This is a genomic window from Paenibacillus aceti (assembly GCF_003614185.1).
GTDB classification, from domain to species: Bacteria; Bacillota; Bacilli; order Paenibacillales; family Paenibacillaceae; genus Fontibacillus; species Fontibacillus aceti.
In genome coordinates this window covers 1,047,365-1,065,090 of the sequence record NZ_KZ987724.1, presented here as the reverse complement: position 1 = coordinate 1,065,090, position 17,726 = coordinate 1,047,365, and the positions used below count along the sequence as shown (strand labels likewise).

Annotated in this window: 10 protein-coding genes and 1 pseudogene; 2 read left to right on the top strand and 9 right to left on the bottom strand. The window is 49.8% G+C overall.

Going from position 1 to position 17,726, the window contains the following annotated elements; genetic code table 11:
- Window positions 1–50: 50 nt before the first annotated feature.
- The 7 genes and pseudogenes from BFJ94_RS04805 to iolG (BFJ94_RS04765) form a co-directional block, all read right to left on the bottom strand.
- Window positions 51–5,049 (bottom strand): annotated as a pseudogene (locus BFJ94_RS04805) (DUF4132 domain-containing protein).
- 16 nt (window positions 5,050–5,065) lie between these two features.
- On the bottom strand, window positions 5,066–5,482 hold the full coding sequence (locus BFJ94_RS04795) for a hypothetical protein (protein WP_120461643.1): 417 nt from the start codon (window positions 5,480–5,482) through the stop codon (window positions 5,066–5,068).
- 765 nt (window positions 5,483–6,247) lie between these two features.
- A complete protein-coding gene (gene iolG / locus BFJ94_RS04785) occupies window positions 6,248–7,273 on the bottom strand; it encodes an inositol 2-dehydrogenase (protein ID WP_120461641.1) in 1,026 nt (341 codons plus the stop codon).
- Between the two features lie 40 nt (window positions 7,274–7,313).
- Window positions 7,314–8,336 (bottom strand): Gfo/Idh/MocA family oxidoreductase, encoded by a 1,023-nt coding sequence (locus tag BFJ94_RS04780; protein WP_120461640.1) that lies wholly within the window; start codon window positions 8,334–8,336, stop codon window positions 7,314–7,316.
- A 133-nt stretch (window positions 8,337–8,469) separates the two neighbouring features.
- Window positions 8,470–9,903, bottom strand: a complete 1,434-nt coding sequence (locus BFJ94_RS04775; protein ID WP_162944171.1) for a sugar porter family MFS transporter — start codon at window positions 9,901–9,903, stop codon at window positions 8,470–8,472.
- Between the two features lie 72 nt (window positions 9,904–9,975).
- On the bottom strand, window positions 9,976–11,361 hold the full coding sequence (locus tag BFJ94_RS04770) for a sugar porter family MFS transporter (RefSeq protein ID WP_120461638.1): 1,386 nt from the start codon (window positions 11,359–11,361) through the stop codon (window positions 9,976–9,978).
- A 105-nt stretch (window positions 11,362–11,466) separates the two neighbouring features.
- Window positions 11,467–12,465, bottom strand: a complete 999-nt coding sequence (gene iolG, locus BFJ94_RS04765; protein ID WP_120461637.1) for an inositol 2-dehydrogenase — start codon at window positions 12,463–12,465, stop codon at window positions 11,467–11,469.
- A gap of 489 nt (window positions 12,466–12,954) precedes the next feature.
- On the opposite strand from iolG (BFJ94_RS04765), the gene BFJ94_RS04760 reads away from it, so the two are divergent.
- Both BFJ94_RS04760 and BFJ94_RS04755 read left to right on the top strand, forming a co-directional pair.
- Window positions 12,955–13,980 carry a Gfo/Idh/MocA family protein gene (locus tag BFJ94_RS04760; RefSeq protein ID WP_120461636.1) on the top strand — a complete coding sequence of 342 codons (1,026 nt, stop codon included), beginning with the start codon at window positions 12,955–12,957 and terminating at the stop codon, window positions 13,978–13,980.
- 97 nt (window positions 13,981–14,077) lie between these two features.
- Window positions 14,078–14,524, top strand: coding sequence for a DMT family transporter (locus BFJ94_RS04755; RefSeq protein ID WP_120461635.1), 447 nt, complete (start codon window positions 14,078–14,080; stop codon window positions 14,522–14,524).
- Window positions 14,525–14,747: 223 nt separating this feature from the next.
- Here BFJ94_RS04755 and iolD read toward each other — a convergent pair whose 3' ends face one another.
- Window positions 14,748–16,664, bottom strand: a complete 1,917-nt coding sequence (iolD, locus tag BFJ94_RS04750) for a 3D-(3,5/4)-trihydroxycyclohexane-1,2-dione acylhydrolase (decyclizing) (RefSeq protein WP_120461634.1) — start codon at window positions 16,662–16,664, stop codon at window positions 14,748–14,750.
- Window positions 16,665–16,829: 165 nt separating this feature from the next.
- Window positions 16,830–17,714 carry a myo-inosose-2 dehydratase gene (gene iolE, locus BFJ94_RS04745; protein ID WP_120461633.1) on the bottom strand — a complete coding sequence of 295 codons (885 nt, stop codon included), beginning with the start codon at window positions 17,712–17,714 and terminating at the stop codon, window positions 16,830–16,832.
- Window positions 17,715–17,726 lie beyond the last annotated feature (12 nt).

Genomic DNA, 17,726 nt, shown 5'->3' with positions numbered 1-17,726 from the left:
TTTGGGGCGCCCTATCACTCACCCTAGGCTACCCCCTCGACCTGCGCCCCCTACAACTGCACCAAAATCTGCGGGTCCTTGATTTTGGTGTCTTCGGCCAGCAGCACGACCTTGGACAGCACCTCAGCCGTTCTTGGGTCCTCGTCCATGAACGGCAGGAACAGCCGTCCGCGATGCTGGGAATGCACCGGAATGATGTGCAGCGCACCCGTGCCCTGCTTATAGGCCATGCCGCTGCCGAGATGCACGGCATATTCGCCCAGCTTGCCCTCGATACGGGCAAAATTGCCGTCCAGCTTCACATTGCTCAGCTTGAGCAGGCGCAGGGATTCCTCCACGATCACCTTCCGCAGCTCGATCGTCGTCAGACTGGCCTCTGGATCGACGCCGCCAACATGCGCGGTGCTGACGACCAGATCGATGTCCCGCATCGTCTCCGAGAACAGGACTGGCGGAACCTGATCGACTGGAATCCGTTGATACGTCTTGCGATCCAGGAACTCCACCGTCTCCAAGGTCGGCGCCTCCGTGTCCGCTGGCGAGAACCAGTCGGCCAGCGCGTAGATCGTGGCGATAATATTGTCCCGGTAATGCACTTTTTGCAGACCGGACTCGTAGCTGACCGTCCAGCCGCGTCCGCGCAGCAGCGCCACCGTCTTGCTCGGCTGCACCTGATGCCCGGCATAGCGTCGCGATCCCGCCTTGCCCGCCCGCTCATCCGCGTTCACCAGGTACAGCTCCCGGAACACCTGCTTGAACGGCTGCCGAATGCCGCGAGCGAATAAATCCCGCTGATACTCGCTCCACTCGCCGCTCTCATACAGATCCAGCGGATGCGCGATCGTCAACTCATCCTTGGCCGCCAGCCCCCAGGTATCACCGCCCGGCTCAACCAGCCGCAAGGTGCCATCCTCCGCTGCCGTGAAATAGCCAAGCTGCTGATCCGCTTTAAATACCAGCGCCTCCACCAGCGGACGCAGCACCGGGCTCGCCGCTAAAGCCGCCAGTTCACTAGCGCGGAAATTACTTTGCTCCGCCATCGAACGCTCCAGCTCCCGCTTCGCGCGGCGATACTGGTCGGTCAGCTCCGTCTTCGCCTGCTTGAGCTGCTCCATATAGCCGTCCTTTTTGAATCGGGCCGGCACCGATTTCAGCCGCTTGCCCTTGCTGGTCACCTCAAGCTCAGTCTTGCCTTCCTCATCCACCGTCAGGCGCACAGACGTATCCTTATCCAGGGCATACGGCTCGAACAGACTCGCCAACTGCTCCAGCATACGCGCTTCCATATCCCAGGTCAGCCGGATCACATCGGCATATCCCGCACTACGGGCCAGATTGCCCAGCGCAATTTGCCCGACCGTGCCTTCGCTGGCCCGGCGCTGCGCGCCAAAGCTCCTGCTCTGCTTCAAGAACTCCTGAATGAAGCTGTATCGCTCACGCAAATCCTGCTCCCGATCAGACTTGAACGGAATCAAGCTGTATGCCAGTAAATGCTCCTTGTTCCTTTTATCGATGACAGAACGCTGCATGTCTTCCAGACGCAGACGGCCCAGAACCGAATCGGCGAACAGCTGCGAACGGCGGTGATTGGAGCCCGCGGAAATATACTTGGCGCAGTCATATAACAGGCGGAAGCGCTCCTCCCCAATCATGCGATAAGCTTCATTGAACCAATTGACGTCAAATGCCCCGTCATTAAATTCCTGCGGCGTAATCGGTGAATAATGGGCGACGATTGTCTCTTTTTCCGCGGAAAAGCTCTCATTAACATGAGCATGGAAATACCATGCGGCACTGCGCAGCCCTTCCCAGCCCAAATGCCGCGACACAATTTCAATCCATTGCGGCGCATACATGGCCGCTTCCAGCAGCAGCTTCTCGGAAATTCCCGTCCCCTTCAGCAATTGCCCGAGCTTCGCCTCATCCTCCCCATCGCGTGGATAACAGATTCTCAGGAGATGACTGAGCGATTCCTTCTTGGTCGTCTGACCACTGTAGCTATAGATATAGCCGCGAACGAATGTCTCGCCCCGCAGGCTAGTAAGAATACGGATCAACGGTTCCATACCGTAAATCCGCTGGAAGGACATCGTGCAAGCCGTAGCCTCCGTCTTCAAATCCCCCCGAGCAAGCTCGATATCGAGCAGACGCGTAACGATACGTTCACGCAGCTCGATCAGCTTCTCATTTCGGTTCACTAACGAATCCTGCGGAGAGGTCAGCGCCCGCATGTGATGGCTGGCCTCCTGGCCTAGCAATTCCTTACACAGCTCATTCTCCCCGATCACTCCGAGCAGGAAGGCCCTGAAATATTGATCCAGGCCGAGGCTGGAATAACGGGTCTTATCAATCTCTCGTCTTAATAGATCGTACTGAATCACCGTACGGAAGCAAGAACGGAAGGATTCCACATCGTAGACCCGGCTGCGCAGCATCGCGAGCAAAGGTCCTATCGCCACCTTCCATACCGGTCGATCCTGTGCGGTCAAATCCTTCACATCATATGTCATCGCCTTAACCATAGCCGCTTCCAACAGATCATACGTATCGCTACGCTCGCTGTCAGCAAAAAAAGCATGCACCAGCGTTTTCACCTGGCTGCTATAACGGAGCCGGTTCAATATGTCCAGCACCTCCAGGATACTCTCCAGTGGGAGGACCTGCTCCAGATATTGTTGCCTGCGCCCAGCAAGCAATTTGGTCTTCCTCATGGCATCGAAATCTACGACATCGGAAAAACAACTATAGAATGAATACAAAGTTTCCGTAATATCCGCTGACAGAATTGCATAATTAAGCGTCAGCAGTTCTTGAGCATTCAGCTCGCTCTCCTCGCAATAACGCTGCCATTTCTCGGCTAGGGGATACCTCTGCAGCTCACTCTCCCTATCAAAACGATTATAATCTAGCGCGTTAGAATCGGAACGCGATGTATACGATAATGACCTTAAATCCGCTCCGATCAGCTTCGTTTCTCTCTGGCCGCCATAATATTCAACCTCGTATTCCGTATCGCGATATTCATGCACCAGCTCATCTAATCCTTGTAAAAACTTGCTTGCGCGTTCAGTCGAGATCGTCAGGATTTGCTTCAGATCGACCCCGGATACATCGCGCTGCTCTAAGAGCCAGTCTTCTGTCTGCTGCGGATCGTACAGGCCAAAGCCGTTCTCAGCGTTAAAGCCGCCGCTGCCCTGCTTCAATTTATCCAGCAGCTGTCTTTCCTTCGGCGTCGGATCGGTGATATGATCCGCCCATGACCGCAGCTGCTCATATTGCTCCGCGCGATCCTGATCCTCCTTGAGCTCGGACAACAGCTCCAATCCGGCCAGCCGCTGTAGTTCGCCCTTCGCCGAGAGCAACCGTTCCAGGCTCGGAGCCAGCAGTTCCTCGGGCTGATGCAGTAGAATATCGATAGCACTCTGCCTAAGTGAGCCAGTCTTCAGCTTCAGCAAGCCCTCCACCTGCTTCAGCTCGCTCTCCTGCAGAGACAGCCGCTTCACTCGGCGCAACGCATGCTCACGATTCGTCATGCTCTTATCAGAGAGGGAGGCGAAGATGAAGGCCCGCTGCTGCTCAGCTTCGGCATCACTTGCAAAATAGTTGATCAAATCGCCCCGCAGATCCGGACTCATCTCCCCAGACTTTTCAATCAGCTCGGCGATCCACTCGGCATCCATATCATAGGCGGTCAAATACATCATTTTACGAAGCACCAGATCGGGAGGAGTAGCTGAATTGCACAAAATCAAGCACTGCGGATACCCCCGACTTCTCCTTGATCGGAACCTCAGCGAGGATCGCCTTGAATCGAGCATAATCCTGCCTTCTCGCCGTTTTATCCTCCAACAATGGCGTGGAATTCAGCTTCAGCAAATGGTCTCTATTTTCGCTAAAACGCCAATCCTTACCATAATCAAAGCAATAATTCTGTAAAATCCAGTACAGCAGCTCGGGATCTCTCTCATCCAAGCTATTCCGGGCGATTTCCAGCTGTACCAACTTGTTCTGGCTGTTCGCCAGCACATATTGAGCGACGACCTTCTGGTAACGTTCTCCGTTCTCCATTAAATACTTAATCTGACCCGGCAAATCCTCTTCCTCATGTACGGCGGTAGCCCACAGGCTGATATAGACCTGATTCGCATTGGCGGAACCCAGCCACGCTTGACGTTGCGCCTCATCGGTCAGCGCAGTGTAAGCCTGCTGTAATAGTTGACCAACCACACGCTGATTCGCCGCTTCCAATCCCATTCCGGTCCAGGTGCCGAGCGCCCGCACAATAGAACTGAAGCGAGCCAGATTGTGATCCAGAATGATTTTCAGCAAATATAAATTCGCCTCAAGCGTACCCGCATCCATCTGTTCAGCGATCGATTGACGAAGTCCCTCCTGCAGCCGCGCCGCGATCAACAGCTCGCCAATCATCGTATATAAATCCTTGCGGTGGCTTAGCAGAATCCCCTTGATCATTTCAGCCTTTAGCAGCGCTGTCTGATTATCGCCGTATATAATCTCTCGTAATGCCTCTTCCACCCAGTCTTCGCCCCGATCCAGCTCATAGGCGATCAGATCCGGAACCACGCGATTCAGCCAATAGATGCGCTCGATCGTATAATCCGGCTTGGTTAAGTAGTCTCGTAGCGAGAATTGCAGAGATTCGGCCGAGAAAAGCTCCATAATTTTACTAAGCACCATATTGAGCTGGGCTTCTGGCCGCTGAGTCCGATACGGTCTCCGATAATAACCGAACGCATAGGGATATTCTGCCGCATGCTGAGTTATGTACTTTACAATTTCCGCTATTCGCTCACTCGCAATCGCAGACACCGTTCCCACAAGAGGAGCATAGAAGCTCTCCGAGCTTGCAGCGTTAAGCCTCTGTAATTCTTTCTGCAAGGCCAGATATCCATCACTATCGGGATTAATATGGCCTTCACGGATCAGCTTATAGAATGTCTCCACTAACGTATTCCCGGCCGCTCCGGCCTTTTTCACTCTGGCTTCAATCGCTTGCCAATACTGCTCTTCCTGGTTCAAATTATCCATCTTCTCCCCTCCATATTTACCACTGTCTTCCCGCCAGCATCGTAAAGCGCATAAAGACGACACGATCGCCCTCTCGGGGCACTAGCGGAGCATCCAAATGCTCAACTTCCATCTCATTGATGAACACCCGGTACAAACCGTCTGCAAAAGCGGTCAAAGCCGCATCCACCGCCTGCTCAGGATCTGCCTGTCTATCATCATACATGGTTCCAAAGCCAACCTTCCCCTGTGCCGCGCTTTCCCCGATCTGTGCTTCCGTTAAGTAGGGAATCACAGTTTTCGCAGACTGTCGTTCCTTGAACGCCTGCACGCTCCCTTCCACCACCATCGTAATCAATTCGCGGAGAGTCTGCGGCGGGCTAGACAATTCAAGCTCCTGCGCCACAAGCTCCTTACGTTTTCCCGGCTTCTTCACCGTCACGGTCAGCTTCATCTACATCTCCCCATCACAACAATTATTGAACTGACACATCATCCGAATCTCAATCAAAATAAGTATAAAGCTTGGCAAGTTCTGTAATCAATTTCTATCATCATATGAGGGTAGGAAACGATGCTTTAGGCCTAGGATCGCTAGTTTGTTATTCCTATTACGTGGTGGATATTCTCGCGTCCAAGCGGCTTCGGTATACTTGATGTAATAATCTGTCGCGATGGATAAAAGTAAAATGATGGAGGTACTTATGACGCTACCGTTCAATAGCTGGCTGACCAATACGTTGCGACCGTCGTTCGGGCTACTGCCGATGGAAGAGGCTTGGGATATACTTGAAATCCGGAAGGGATACTTCGTCTGTATGGAGGGTGATATGATACGAAAACGCATCTCGGTCAGCGAACAAGCATCAGCCACTTCTAATAGCAAAAGCCTGCAAAAGTGCATCTTTTTTCGGAGATTACGCGAGATTCAAGAAAATTCCTGCAAAAATGCATCTTTTTAGGCGGAAAAGTGAGTTGTGAGCATAAAACTTTGCAAAAGCCTGCACTTCTGCAGGCTTTTCCCATTACAGCACTTAAATCGGAGAAAAGGATGCATTTTTGCATCTTTTTTGTTCCCTTCCTGCTCCTGTTCTGGCCTTCTCGACCCTGTAAAGCCCAATAAGATAGTTCAGAAATAAAAAGCACTGCCCCTCTATCTCTGTGGAGCAGTGCTTTTGCTATGGTCTTCAGGCTCTATGCCTCATCAATAAGCTCAGGCTCAGATGCTTGGCAGCACCGGATCGACCTTCACCGGTTCGCCAGTCTCCAGCGACCGCTGAGCGGCCACGGCAGCCCGCTGGGCCATAATGACGTCTTCGCCAGTTGCGAGCAGCGGCGTGCCGTCCAGCAAGGCTCTGACGAAGAAGCGCGTCTCTTCCATATAAGCATCACGGTAACGCTCGTTAAAGATCGGCAACGGCTTCTTCAGGTTGGTGCTACTGCTGGTATAATGCTCTACCGTTGATTGATTCACGTTCTCGGCCTTCAGCATCCCTTCCGTGCCGAATACTTCCACCCGCTGATCATAGCCATATACAGCGCGGCGGCTGTTATCGATCAGAGCAAAGGCACCGTTCTCAAATTGCAGGACAATCGCTAGAGTATCGACATCGCCAATTTCCTGCAGCTTAGGATCAATCAAGGTTCCTCCCTTGGCATATACCTCCGTAATATTGCTTCCCATCATATAACGTGCCATATCGAAGTCATGCATGGTGAAGTCAAACAGCAGACCGCCGATGCGTTTGATCAGATCGTACGGCAGCAAATCCGGATCACGTGAAGTGATCTTGACGATTTGCGGATCGCCGATTTTGCCGGCGCGCACTTGCTCGTAGATATTCCGGAACTGCTGGTCGATCCGGCGATTGAACCCAATTTGCAGCTTGACTCCATGCTTCTTCACTTCCTCCAGCACCTTGATGCTGGCTTCCTCGTTCAGATCCATGCTGAGGGGCTTCTCACAGAAAATATGCTTCCCCGCTCTGACAGCGGCGATCACAATCTCTTCATGTGTATCTGTCGAGGTGAAGACGAATATGGCTTCGATATCATCATTAACCAACAGCTCGTGATAATCCTGATAGGTATGGTTGATTCCCATTTGGCCAAGCTCAGCTTTAGCATTGTCGATGAAAAGATCAGCTGCCGCCACAATTTGCACCTCGGACATCTGGATCAGATTGCTGATGTGCATCATGCCTACGCGACCTGCACCAATTACACCACATTTAATTTTTTTCAAGTTAATTTCTCTCCCTCTATCTATTATCTCTATCCTAGATTTAGCCGATCTTAACCAGCTCGCCGGTTTCTGCCGATTTCTTGCACGCCTCAGCGATCAGCAAAGCTCTGATTCCGTCTTCCATCGTTACGCTGCCTGGTTGCTTGGTTTGTACACGGTGGATGAAGTCCTTCAATTCATTGATGAAGGCTTGTTCAAAACGCTCTGCGAAGCTTTGCATACTTGGGCGTACCACACCAGCCTCAGTGAACAGCGTTACAAAATCCTTCTCCGGCTCTTGCGCGATCCGAATCCAGCCGTTGGAGCCCATGATTTCCATTTCAACCTGATTACCGTGCGCAGCATGACGTCCGCCGATTAGAGTTGCCACCATGCCATTGGCAAATTTCAGGGTTGCTACGCCAGTCTCGTATTCGCCGATCGCTTCCAGTTGAGGTGCAGCAATATTGTTGCCCAGCGACCAGGTTTGCACGGGTTCCTTGCCTGTATACCAACGGATCAGGTCGATGTCATGGATACACATGTCAACGAAGATACCGCCGCTGTCATTGTCTGTAGCAAATTTCGTAAAGCTCTCCATGCCCGAGATCGGGTCAATGCCATAAGCACGAATGTAGATAATGTCGCCGATCTTACCGTTGTCTACCAGCTCTTTAGCATGACGGTAGGAAGCATCGTAACGACGCATGAAGCCAAGCTGGAAGGTCAGTTCCGGATGAGCCTGGATCGCCGCTTCCATCTCGCGTACGCCTTCATCCAGATGAAGGCCGACCGGCTTCTCACAGAATACATGCTTGCCCGCATTCAGCGCGTATGTCGTCATTTCCGGGTGGAAGCCGGTTGGTGTTACAATGACAACTGCATCAATATCCTCAGTATCGATCATTTCCTTATAATCGGTGTATGTGTTAACGCCAAAGTTCTTCTTGGCATAGTCAAGCTGGCTTTGATCCAGAGCGCAGACCGCCTTCACGTCTGCTTCACTTACTAAATTAACAAGATGATCGGCATGCACCATACCCAAACGTCCCAAACCAATTACGCCAATTTTTACTTTTTCCATGTTGATAGACACTCCTTCTACGAGAATGATATGGATAACAATATATAGATGAACTTAGAAGCAATTTCAGGCCTTATCCGCACATCGGAACACCTGATGACTTGCCTCAAGCAGATCCCGCTAAAATTTGAATTTAACCTGCATTTACTTGTGTTGAGCTTTGTTTGTCCTTTTTGCCTCTGTTGCAGAAGAATTCCTCAATTTCATCCAGTGATTTGCCCTTCGTCTCTGGCAGTAAAGTATTCACGAGAATTAAACCGATCACAGCACAGCCGGCAAAGATATAGAAGATCGCGTTGATGCCAATCGCTTCAAGCATCGGCGGGAACAACAAGCCTACAAGGAAATTCGCTGTCCACAGCACGAAGGTGGCAATCCCCATGAACATACCACGATACTCACCCGGGAAAATTTCAGAAATCAACAGCCATGTACAAGGGCCAACCGCACCCTGGAAGGCGAAAATATAGATAAAGATCAGTGCCAATAATACATAAGGAGTATAGCTCATGCCTGCTAACAGATTCGACAGAACCCCGACAAGAACTAGGGAAGCAGCACAGACGATCAGACCGACGCTGTCCAGCTTCTTGCGCCCCATTTTATCGACCACATTCATTGCGATCATCGCGCCAGCAACACAGAGGACTCCATTAAATACGTTGAACATCAGCGCCGCTTGCTTGGAAAATCCGAAGTTCTCCATAATATTCGTGCTATAGTACATCATGGCGTTAATGCCGACAAATTGCTGAATGATTCCTAACAAACAGCCAATCACAGCTACCCGGACGGCCCAGGCTGGAATTTTACCGCGTGTCTTGACCACTTTGCACTTCTGCTGCAGTTGCTCCTGCATTTCATGAAGTTCAGCAATTTGTGCCTTCTGATCTTCATCCCGCGAATAGATTGATTTAATCACTTCAACCGCTTTTTGCAGCTTGCCTTGCTTGACTAACCATTTTGGAGACTCGAATACCTTCGTCATACCAATGATCATTACCAGCGCCGGAATGATAGCTACCCCCATCATGAGACGCCATGCACCGCTATAGAGGATCGTGCCATCGGAACCGATGAATAATCGTCCGAGCAGCCAGTTCAGTAGAAATGCTAGAAATTGTCCGCTGACAATCATCACCTGATTGATCGAAACAACCCGTCCGCGACTTGCAGTGGTTGAAATCTCCGCCAGATAGATCGGGACGGTAGCCGAGGCCGAACCAACCGCTAACCCCAGGAAGAATCTCGCGCCGACCAGGAACCATGCGCTTGGCGCCATCGCACAACCGACAGCACCGATCAGGAATATCCAGGAGATGATGCGCAGTGTCTTCTTGCGCCCAATCTTGTCACTAATACCGCCACCGAAGATGGCACCTATTGCCGCGCTCAATTCCAGTGCAGATGAGATGAGACCTTGCATCCACGAGCTGATATTCCAGCTATCCACCAGAAAGCTTAAACTACCATTTACAACCGCTGTGTTATGTCCAAACAACAATCCGCCAATCGTCACAATTAAAGCAATCAGTAACACTTTACTCTTACTCACGCGTTCACTCACTATTGCTTCCTCCCTCTACGTCAGCCCAAGTCACATTTCAACACACGACTATGCAACAGTTGTCCTTTGCTCTTATGATGCTGCCGAAGTAGATGCATCACGTTCACCTGCAAAGTAGTTCTCGATTTCCTCCAATGTTTTGCCTTTTGTCTCTGGAACCATCGTATTGACGACGATCATGCCCAACACCGCACAACCGGCGAAGCCATAGAAAATAGCATTGATGCCGACCTGATTAATCAGCACAGGTACGAACAGCCCGACACAGAAGTTAGCCATCCACAATACGAAAGTAGCGATTCCTGTAAACTTGCCGCGGTATTTTGCCGGGAAAATCTCTGAAATTAACACCCATGTACATGGCCCAAGCGCACCTTGGAAAGCGAAAATATAGACGAAGATCAGAACGAGCAGAACATAAGGCGTATAAGACTGTCCAGCCAGCACAACCGACAATACAGCTACAAGTACGAGGGCCACTGCACAGAATATAAGTCCCAGGTTCTCCAGCTTCTTGCGTCCCATCTTATCGATAATCGACATACCGACGAATGAAGCCAAGACACAGATCACACCGTTAAGTACATTGAAAATAAGTGCCGCTTGTTCACCAAAGCCGAATTTCTCCAAAATATTCGTGCTGTAATACATCATGGCATTGATGCCGACGAACTGTTGAATGATGCCGAGCAAGCAGCCGATCACTAGCACTTTGTAAGCCCAGCCCGGGATTTTACCCATGGCGGATTTTTCTCCCTGCTTGTTCTGCTGTAATGCTTGCAGTTCATGGATCTCAGCCTGTTGCATTTCCTCATTGCTGTAGATTCCTTTTATAATCTGCACGGCATCCTGCAATTTGCCTTGCTTCACCAGCCACTTAGGCGATTCCATGACCTTCGTCATGCCGATAATCATAATGACCGCTGGAATAGCGGCTACACCCATCATCAGACGCCATGTGCCCGCATTGTCATAGAAGACATTACCGAGAATCGCATTGAGTAAAAAGGCCAAGAACTGTCCACCCACGATCATAACCTGGTTAAGCCCGACCATCTTACCGCGCTGCGACGGCGTAGATACCTCCGCCAAGTAAATCGGAATTACCGCCGAGGCTGAACCTACAGCCAGCCCCAGGAAGAAGCGGGCCGCGATCAATACGCCTACATTCGGTGCCAAGGCGCAGCCCAGAGCCCCGATCAAGAAAATCCAGGCGATGATGCGCAGCGTCTTCTTACGTCCTATAGAGTCGCTGATACTACCGCCGAAAATAGCTCCGAACGCCGCTGCCAGTGTCAATGCGGAAGAGATAAACCCTTGGGTCCAGTCGTTAATCCCCCAGTCCCGGACGATAAAGCTTAAGCTTCCGTTGACGACCGCGGTGTTCACACCGAACAGCAATCCTCCAATCGTTACGATAATCGCAATCATAAGCAATTTATTGCTTGACTTTGCCACTATATATTCCTCCAATTAGATTGTGATTCATTTCACAGATGATGAATAATTAATTTGCATCCATCCTATGAACCCTTCATGCTCATATTTATTGGACGCATCCTTTTAGTCTGGAACCCTTTCTACTCTGACAGGCTTGCCAGTAACTAAAGATTGCCGGGCTGCCTGCGCAACTTTGACGGCCATAATTCCATCGATGATGGTACAAGCCACCTCTGCATTATTTTGAATCGAATCGGCGAAGAATTTAGCCTCGGTTGCATACGATTTCATGTAACGCTGTAAGAAGAAGTATTGCGGCTTCTCCGACTGAATTCCCTGATTTGACGAATATACGGTGTTGAAGTCACTATGGTTGGCGTTCTGAAGCATCCCTTCCGAGCCGAACGCTTCGAGACGTTGGTCGTAGCCATAAACGGCCTGACGGCTATTATCGATCACTCCGATAACACCGTTAGCGAATTTCAAAGTCGTAATTGCTGTATCGATATCTCCGTATTGGGCATAGTCCGGATTAATCAATCTCGCCCCACTCACATACACTTCCTCAATTTCCCCGAACATATTGCGCGCCATATCGAAGTCATGAATCGCCATATCCATAAATAGCCCGCCTGAGTCCTTCACATAGTCCAGCCCAGGAGCTTCAGGATCACGTGATGTAATTTTGAGTATATGTGGTACACCAATCTTATCAATTTGTCCCTTGATGCTCAAGAAATCATCATCAAAGCGACGATTAAAACCAAGCTGGAAGACGATATTATGCTTTTTCACTTCATGATAGGCATCCATAATGGCGTCCAGATCCGATCCGATCGGTTTTTCACATAAAATATGCTTGTTTGCCTGGGCAGCTGCCTTGATCATTTCCGGGTGTAATGATGTCGGCGTGCAGATCAGTACCGCATCCACCTCTTCATCGGCTAGCACATCCCGATAATCCTGAACATATTCAATGTTTGGATACCGCTGCGCAAAGTCCCTAGCTGGCTTGATGTCACAGACTGACTTGATGGAATATCGTTCATTTTTAAGCAAATGATTCATATGAACTTGGCCAATTCTACCAAAACCAATCAATGATATTGAAATTTTACTCACTACTTACCACTCCTCTAGCTGAAATTATGAAAAACCCGGTGTAGCAAGAAACTTGTATTTCCTTGTTATCGCTTACAATGTATTAAACAATTTTTCCGGCAGAAATGCAATACTTTTTTTGCTCAAAAACGGATTTTAATTTGTATTTTTGATTAACTATTGAACTTTTATAGTAATTCTTTGGTTTTATTTGATGAAAACTTACCCATTCATAGCTTGAACTTAGAGGGTGTAAAGGTTATTCACGATTAAAATCGCATATATCTCCTTAGTATTTCATCTGGAAAACTCGTTATCATCCATAATGAATAAGTTTGTTGATATTTTAGGTTAACTTTTGAATGTTTTATGTTTAATCATAGTTTTGTTATTGACCATTTGCTCATTTTAGACTATTATACAATTGTGCAAAAGAGGTGAGCTATTGCAGTTCAAATGTAAGCGCTGCCTAAGCAGTAAGGATGACATTCTATTATGGAGGGAAACAACATGAGCAAGTTGAAGATGGGCATTATCGGATTAGGACGTATGGGAATGGAGCATGCCAAGCATATCGCAGCTAATGCAGGTCAAGTCGAAGCGCTGGCAGCTTGTGCACTTGATGACGGACAACTGGCCGTGGCCAAAGAACTTGGCTTCAAGGCGGTATACAAAGATTATAAAGAGATGCTTGATAAAGAGGACATCGAAGCGATTATCGTGGCATCGCCAACAGATCTTCATACAGAAATGTGCGCATACATCTTGCAGCATCCGAAGAAGATTCATATTTTCTGCGAAAAACCATTAGACATGAATGTAAACGACGAGACGGAAAGCATGAAGATTTACAATCTGGTAAAGCAAGCGGACGTCGTGTTCCAAATTGGCTTCAACCGCCGTATGGACAAACAGTATCGTGCTGCCTATGAGCAAATTCAAGAAGGAAAAATCGGTGATCCACAAGTCGTTAAGATTACCTCCCGCGATCCGTTCGTTATTTCTATCGATCTGATCAAACGCATTGGTGGCTTGCTCGTCGACTTCACCACGTATGACTTCGATATGGCCCGCTACATGATGGGCAGCAATATTAAAGAAGTGTACGCTAAAGGCGGTGTCCTGATCGAACCGAAACTGAAAGAGGTCGACGATATCGATACCTTGGCCCTGGTTCTTGAATTCGAGAACGGCACGTTCGGTTTAATCGATAATAGCCGCCAAGCGGTATATGGCTATGATGTGCGTGTTGAAGTATTCGGCTCCGAAGGCATGCTCAAAGTCGAAAACGTAAACAAATCAGCAGTCGAGTATTACAATAAAGACAATGCTCAACTGAAAAATCCTCTGCCTATCTTCATGGAGCGCTATGAAGAAGCTTATATCTCCGAAATGGACAGCTTCATTCAATCCGTTAAAAGCGGCACTCCAGTTGTCTGCTCGATCGAAGACGTTATCCTGGCGCAACGCGCCGCCGCTGCTGGGCTTGAATCACTGCGGACAGGCAAGCCAGTTCGCGTCAATAATGAATTTTGATCAGCTAGTATCTAAACAATAATGGCATGACTGCTTTATAATAAAAGCCAAGCGTATCTCGCTTGGCTTCTTACTTTGCTATGTATAGGAGACGACTATGGAAACGATATTCTTCATCTTACTCACTGTGATAGCCGGTGTCTTCTTCCCGCTGCAGAGCGGATTTAATGCTGAGCTGCGAAGAAATGTAGGCTCCCCTTATCTATCCGGAGGGATCAGCAATCTGATCGGCGCGGCTATCATGATCTTCATCGGCTTTCTCTTCCGCAAGCAAATTCCGATGCTGGTACCGCACACGTCGGCGGGCAACTGGTGGATGTGGGGCGGCGGTGTACTCAGCGCAGTCATCGTCACGACAATGATCGTAGCGCCGGTACGCATCGGCTATGCGACATTCATCTCCATCCTGCTGAGCGGACAGATCATCATGGCGATGATCATCGACCACTTTGGCCTATTCGGCTCCGATGTCACTCCAATCTCGCTGCGCCATATTCTGGGCGCCCTTCTCCTGATTGCCGGCATTGTGCTGATCAAGAAGTAAAATAAAGTTTCTAACGGAACTGAGGGCCGCTATTTCCACAATTTCGTCCATTTAAAAAATGTAACGGAAATAGCTGGCCTTATTCTTTAGTTCCCTCCCACTTTCAGCCCCTTTGAGAGCAAATAAGGATCTACATTTCCGTTACACACAGCAAAAAGCAGGACGGGGAAAGACTTCACATTTTGCTCCCCATCCTGCTTTCATTTCAAAATCTTACTGGCGATTAATATTTCCTCGCTGACTTGCGTTTCTCTTGCTTCGCCGCGTAGGCTTGCTCAACTTCCTCACGCTTCGAGACGGCGGATACGCCGACATTCCACCAGCTGCCCTCACAGTCTGCTGACATCGTCTTCGGCAGCACCTTGACATGGATCAGGGTCGATACATTCTGCTGCTTCGCATCGAGCACAGCCGCTTCGAATTGCCTCATCGTATGCACTTCATAGGACTTCGCACCATATGCCGTACCGATCGCAGCATAATCAATATTCATGATCTGTCCATCGCTATCGCGGAATTCCGTCCCGAAATTATCGCAGCCATGCGCCATCTGCAAATTGTTAATGCAGCCGAAGCCGGAATTGTCAAACAGGACGATATTAATCTTCTGTCTATATTGTAGCGCCGTAACGAGCTCGGTATGCAGCATCAGGAAGCTGCCGTCGCCAAGCAGCGCATAGACCTCTTGATCTGGCGCGGCCAGCTTCACGCCAACACTGCCTGCGATCTCGTAGCCCATGCAGGAATAACCATACTCCAGATGATAGGTGTTCGGTACCTTGACATTCCACAGCCGCTGCATATCGCCCGGTAGCGATCCCGCTGATCCGACAACAATCGCATCATCGTCAGCCAGATCGTTAAGCTTGATGAACACCTCGGTCTGGGTCAGTTCCGTCCCCAACGCCTCCGCGTATTCATTCATCCGCTCCTGAGTGTAATGTCCGGCGATTTCAGGGGTGAAGCTCTGACGGTTGAACTGCGTCACTGCCAGGCGCTCTCTTTCCTTCAGCCATTCCTGCTTCAGCGTAGCGATCTCATCGCCGAATGCCGTCTTGTAGCCTGTTAATTTCGGCGTCAATTGCTCTATCGCCTGTTTCGGATCGGCTACCATTTGAAGGGCATCCATCTTATAGGTCTGACTGCGGTTGATGTTGATATTGATAAACTTCGTCTGTTCAAAATTGAAGATCGTCTTGGAAGAGGTCGTGAAATCATCGTATTTCGTACCCACCCCGATGATCAGATCCGCCGCCTGTACAGCCTTATTGCCCGCGCTCGTCCCATGCACACCCAGACCGCCCAGATCATTGACAAATTCATTCGTAATCGTCGATTTGCCGGAATGTGTGCTTACCAGTGGAATATGGCACTGCAAGGACCACTGCTCAAGCGCAGGACCCGCTTCGGAGTATTTGGCACCGTCGCCGATAATGATGACAGGGCGCTTGCTCTCCTTAATCAGCGCCGCTGCCGCTTCGATTTCCCGCTCCGTCGCCGGACGGCGATCCAAATAATGCACGCGCTTATTGAAGAATTCCTCTGGATAGTCATAGGCCTCCGCCTCCGTATCCTGCGGGATGGAGATCGCAACCGGGCCGGTCGTGGCCGGATTCGTAAGCACTTCAAAGGCGCGGATCAGCGCGCTCATAAGCTGTTCTGGCCGCTGCACGCGATCCCAGTAACGGGTTACGGCACGGAAGGCATCATTGGTGGTCAAGGCATGGCTATGCTCATGCTCCATTTGCTGCAATACCGGGTCTGGCTGACGGCTGGCAAAGGTGTCAGCTGGCAGGAACAATACCGGAATATTGTTGGCAAATGCCGTGGCTGCCGCCACCAGCATATTCGCCGATCCCGGGCCAGAAGAAGCCGTGACTGCATAAATCTTCTTGCACAGATTTTGCTTAGCGAAGGCGATTGCGGCATGAGCCATGCCCTGTTCATTCTTGCCCTGGAAATTACGTAAATGACCAGGCTCCTCAGCCAGTGCCTGTCCTATACCGAGTACATTGCCATGGCCGAAGATATGGAAAACCCCATCGACAAAGGGTGTTTCTGTCCCATCCACGCTCACATATTGCGCGTTCAAAAACTTGATCAAAGCTTGCGCCGTCGTTAATCGGATTGTTTTGCTCATTCCCCACACACTCCCAAACTTAATTTCATGTATCCGTATTCATATCTCAGATGCCGAATTCATTCATCATTATGGACCGCCTATGACCCGCCGCCAGAAGATGAAAGAAAGCTCAAGCGAGAAATTAGGCATTTCATTCAAAAATGAACGAAATGCCTTTTTTGATTATATTTTCGTGACTTGACGAATATAGTTCCGCGCTTTTTGAGCATACAGGAATGGATTAGCTTTAGCTGGGTCCTGCTCGGCTTCGACGACAATCCAGCCTTCATAACCGCTAGCATCGATCAGCTCCCAGATCGGACGGAAATCGATCATCCCGTCGCCTGGCACTGTGAACACGCCATTCTTCACACTCTGCAAGAAGCTCAGCTTCTCTTCTTTTACTTGTCTTAGCATATCCTCGCGGATATCCTTGAAGTGAATATGGAAAATACGGTCCTGATATTTCTTGAAAATCACCAGTGGATCTTCACCGGAGAATACCAGATGCCCTGTGTCAAACAATAGGGATACTTTGTCCGGGTCCGTGTTCGCCATCAAGCGGTCAATTTCAGCGGTCGTCTGTACGCCTGTACCCATATGATGGTGATAGACGATGCGCATATCTTTCTCACGAGCTAACGCACCAAGCTTCTCCAGGCCGCTTGTGAGTCTGTCCCATTCCTCATCCGTGAACACGGGTTTCTTATCGATAACCGGGGTATCCATCTGGCCTTGAACACTATGGCCCTGTTCGGATACGACAATGACCTTGGCGCCCATCGCGTGCAGGAAATCACGGTGCTGTACAAAAGCCGCCTCAGTCTCAGCATAAGGTTTCGTAGTCAGGAACGCGCTGAACCAGGCACTGGCCACATTAAGGCCTCGCAGCTCCAAATAGCTCTTCAGCACTTGCGGCTCGCGGGGATACTTGTTGCCGATCTCCGTACCGGTAAAACCGGATAAAGCCATCTCGCTGATACATTGCTCGAATGAGTTCTCCGCACCAAGCTCCGGCATATCGTCATTTGTCCACGCGATTGGTGCAATCCCAAGTGTAATACTCATTGTACGTAACCT